The organism is Christiangramia sp. 3-2217-3z, assembly GCF_051195275.1.
Classification (GTDB): Bacteria; Bacteroidota; Bacteroidia; order Flavobacteriales; family Flavobacteriaceae; genus Christiangramia; species Christiangramia marina.
On sequence record NZ_JBNJLI010000024.1, the window covers coordinates 1 to 4,108 of the forward strand.

The 4,108-nt window shown below is 31.2% G+C and carries 4 protein-coding genes; all 4 read left to right on the forward strand.

The window, feature by feature from the left end; translation table 11 throughout:
• The first annotated feature begins 210 nt into the window (after positions 1-210).
• The gene (locus ACSHZO_RS15660; protein WP_298248391.1) at positions 211-900 is read left to right on the forward strand and encodes a hypothetical protein; all 690 of its coding nucleotides are present in this window, start codon (positions 211-213) and stop codon (positions 898-900) included.
• 150 nt (positions 901-1,050) lie between these two features.
• Entirely contained in the window at positions 1,051-1,914 is an 864-nt protein-coding gene (locus tag ACSHZO_RS15665; RefSeq protein WP_298248392.1) for a hypothetical protein, read from the forward strand.
• Between the two features lie 175 nt (positions 1,915-2,089).
• Positions 2,090-3,133: a hypothetical protein gene (locus tag ACSHZO_RS15670; protein ID WP_298248393.1), complete on the forward strand. Its 1,044-nt coding sequence runs from the start codon at positions 2,090-2,092 to the stop codon at positions 3,131-3,133.
• Between the two features lie 151 nt (positions 3,134-3,284).
• Positions 3,285-3,926, forward strand: a complete 642-nt coding sequence (locus tag ACSHZO_RS15675) for a hypothetical protein (protein WP_298248394.1) — start codon at positions 3,285-3,287, stop codon at positions 3,924-3,926.
• The last annotated feature ends 182 nt before the right edge of the window (positions 3,927-4,108 follow it).

Genomic DNA, 4,108 nt, shown 5'->3' on the forward strand with positions numbered 1-4,108 from the left:
AGAAGAATGTGTATTCCCGACAGCGGCATATCTGAGGTTCTCACTCGGCTGTGTCGCACCAGCATGTAACAACGGTTAATCGCAAATAACGGGTGTTTGATAAAAATGTTTATTTTAGAGACCAATTATTAAAATAACTAATCCGACAAGTCCGCATCCCTACTCCCGCAACTTGCGATAACCGGAGCCGTTGGCAACAAGCGAAATAAAATGAATTACAAAGGAGGAGCAATAATTATAGGATCTCTATTTTGGGAAAATACTCCTAAAAGAAAAAAATGGAGAAATCTTTTTCTTGAACCATTGGAAAATAAAATTCCAACCAGACTTAGAATTAGATATGGAAGAGAGTCTATAACTAGGGAAAACACATTTACGATGATTGTAACAAACCATAATTCCACCGATTATGGTACAGCTTTTATTGTTCCTTTCAAAAAGAGAATTAAAAATGCTAGAATTTTAGAGGAACAGGCCTTTGCAATGGCAGGTGCAGAAGGACTCTGGAAGAATGATAAAACATCCTTAAATAAAAAGTGGGGAACCGTTGGTTTAATGATTAATCCTGAATTAGAAGAAAATAGAAACCTTCAAATCATTAAAGAAAGATGGGGCGAGATATATTCTAATTACAATTTTGATAATTCTATTTACACAATTGAAAACGAAAAAGAAATAATCAATAAAAATGGAATAATTGATATTGACTGGACCGAAGAAATGAAAGAATTCGATTTTTTAATATTGACTCTCACAGTTCCTAATCCTAAAAGATTATTGACTTCAAAAGAAATTGCAGAAAGGATAAAAGGAAGTGGTTACAAAGAATATTTTGAGAACAATATTAAAAATGGAATAGTCACTTTTCAAGACAAAGAAATAAGAAAGATCCTGACTTAACGCCAGTTGCCAACATCGGTTCATCGCAAATACCGGGTTTAGTCGAAAAAGTGTAATTTTAGTAACCAAGAATCAAAAGAGTTAATCCGACAAGTCCGCATCCCTACTCCCGCAACTTGCGATAACCGTAACCGTTAGCTAGCATTTAATATGAAGAAAATTTTTCTAATTTTGATAGTTTTAATTACTTGTTCTTGTTCTGAACAAAAGCAAAATCATACGAAAAATTTAAATACTCTAGTTGATACTACTTTTTATAAAGCAGAAGGTTTTAATATGCGCTTAAAACTTGATTTATTGTCCAATGACAAATTTACTTTTGAAACTAGTCTTTTCAGTTGTTTTGGAGGAGGAGAAAAAAGAAAATTCTATGGCTCTTATTTAAAAAGTAAGGATAAAATAAAATTAAAACCTGAAAATGTTGAAATAGAAATTTATCCAGAAGATTCTCCAATGGAAAATCCAACTATAAAGAATCTACCATACGGATTAGATAGCTTGAGAATTAAAACAAATTTCAAAATTGTTAATTGGAATAAAAATGAATATCTACTCTCAAACGAGAATTTATCTTTTTTTGGTTTTGAAGAAAACAATACTGATTATGACCAGTTTGCTTATTATTACAATATTGGTTCTGAACCAGATGAGAATGGTTGGTATTTAGTGCATAAGCGAGAAAAAAAAGATACAAATGAAGTAAACCTTGATTTAAATCAAATACCTCCAAAATATCGAAAACAATTTTTAAACAAACCAATTGTAGCGAAAATTACAGATATTAAAAATATTCCAGAAACACAATACGAAGGCGAGCATTGGTTAATAACGGTGAATAAAGGAAAAAATGACGGAGTAAATAAAAATATAATATTTCAAACAGAAAATATGGAGATGTTCATTGAACCAGATTCTATATTTGAAAATACGACGATTGGAAAATCCTATTTGTATAATTTTAAAAAAGAAAAATATCCAGTTGGAACTATTCTTAAAACAAAATGGGAGAATTAAACGCTAGCTAACAACGGTTAATCGCCAATAGACGGCAGCGTTAGTAAGAAAATAATTAACTTGACCTACAAACTAATACTAAGCCGACAAATCCGTGTCCCCTACTCCGCCAACTGGCGATAACCGAAACCGTTACCTGCAAGCGAAATTAAAATCCAGAAAAGAAGAAAATTGAATGATTAGAAATATTAAGTTCTTACTACTCATACTTTCCTTAGTCCAATTAAGCTGTAATCATAATAAAAAATCCGAAAAGGAAATAATCAATAAGGAAGATTCTAAAATATCTATTGAAGTAGATGACAGAGTGCAACTTTTTAGATTAGCCTACAACTTGGCAATTATGGATAGCATTTCGCCAAATTTAAGACCTTGCAAAGATCAATTTTACTCCAAACACTATTTGCCATATAAAAAATATTCAGACCATCCACTTGTTCAAAGAATTGCTAAAGGCGATTTATGGAATGGAGACTTGCCGATGCTTGCATTAGCTCTGGATGAAGATTTGCAGCCAAAGAAGAATTTAGATAAATCTATTTTAAAAAGTCAATTTGATTGGTATGGAGAAAATTTAGATTGGGTATCTAAGATGCTAGCTGACTTCAAGGAAACTATTGATTTTAAAACCAATTATAAAGTAAATTTTGAACCACTTAAAGATTCAATTGAATCAAATGAAGTAACGAATAAATTAAATGATTTCTACAAAACTAAAACAAATTCAAATCTTAAGATTTACTTCGATCCTTTAAATAAAATCACAAGTAGATCGATAAATTTTTTGCCAAAAAATGACTCGATTAGAAGATACGTTTTAGCCAATATTTGTGAAAAATCAGATTCTCTTGAAACTAACAAAATCTTGACTCCAAAGTGGAATGAAACAAACAGAAGAATTACATTTCACGAAAACTCACATTTGTATACCGATCAATTATTTGAAAAGTATTATTCGGATGAATTTGATGACAAACTTAAGGAAGAAAAATTTGCAAATGAACGTACAAACATAGATGAAATAATAGTTCGTGGACTTACAGCAAAGATAATAGAGGTAAACTATGGAAAAGAAGCTGGAAGGTTTGAATATGATAGACTTTGGTCAAAATCCAAAATAGTTTTTAATCAATTAGAGAATTATTACCAAAATGAGGATTCGAGTTTTGATGAAATATATCAACAGATAATGAAAAAACTAGAAGAAAGTTACAGCTAATCGCCAGCAGGTAACAACGGTTAATCGCCAATAAGCGGTAGTTTAAAAAGAAAATAATTAATTTGACCAACGAAACAATACTAAGCCGACAAGTCCGCGTTCCCTCACTCCGCCAACTGGCGATAACCGTAACCGTTGTAGCAAATTTTTTATGAAAGTAATCTACATATCATTGATTCTAATTTTAAGTTTATTCTCTTGTAATCAAAGGGAGGAAAAGAATAGTCCTAAAAAAGAAGTTTACTATTATCCAGAAAGAGAAAAATTTAATGATAGAACTAATCTTTCAGATATATCAATTGAGGATGTCGAAGATTATTCAGAACTACTAAAGGAAATTGACCGAATTGCTTGTCAAGATTCTATTCCAATAATAAATTATTCATCAAAAAAGGGAAAATTTAAGCTCTTCCCCTGGTATGAATGTTCAGAAAGTAATATTATAAGTTGTCCAACATTTCGTTCACGAATATTCATTCAAAATGATTCAATTCTCACCAATTATAATATCAAACATTCTATAGATAGTTTAGGAATAATTTTAAAAAGACATCTTTTAAATAATGGTAAAGATTTCAATTATTCCGATTCACCAGATCGCGCTGGAATAGAAGTTTATTTTAAAGAAAAGACTAAGTCGGATGAAATTGAAGATTTCTTAATCAATCTATCAGAAAGATTCAATCAACTAAATAAGGAAAATGCGGATACTTTATACTTGAAAATTTATTTCAGAGATAGACCATTGAGAATGGTTCCAATGCCTCCTCCGCCTCCTCCTAAACAAAATTAGAGAACAAAAACTTGCAACAACAATGGTTCATCGCCAATAAGCGGCAGCGTTAGAAAGAAAATAATTAACTTGACCAACTAATCAATACCAAGCCGACAAATCCGAGTCCCTTACTCCGCCAACTGGCGATAACCGTATTCCAAGATCAAAAACAAACCATTTTCAATAAATTTTAAGCAGCA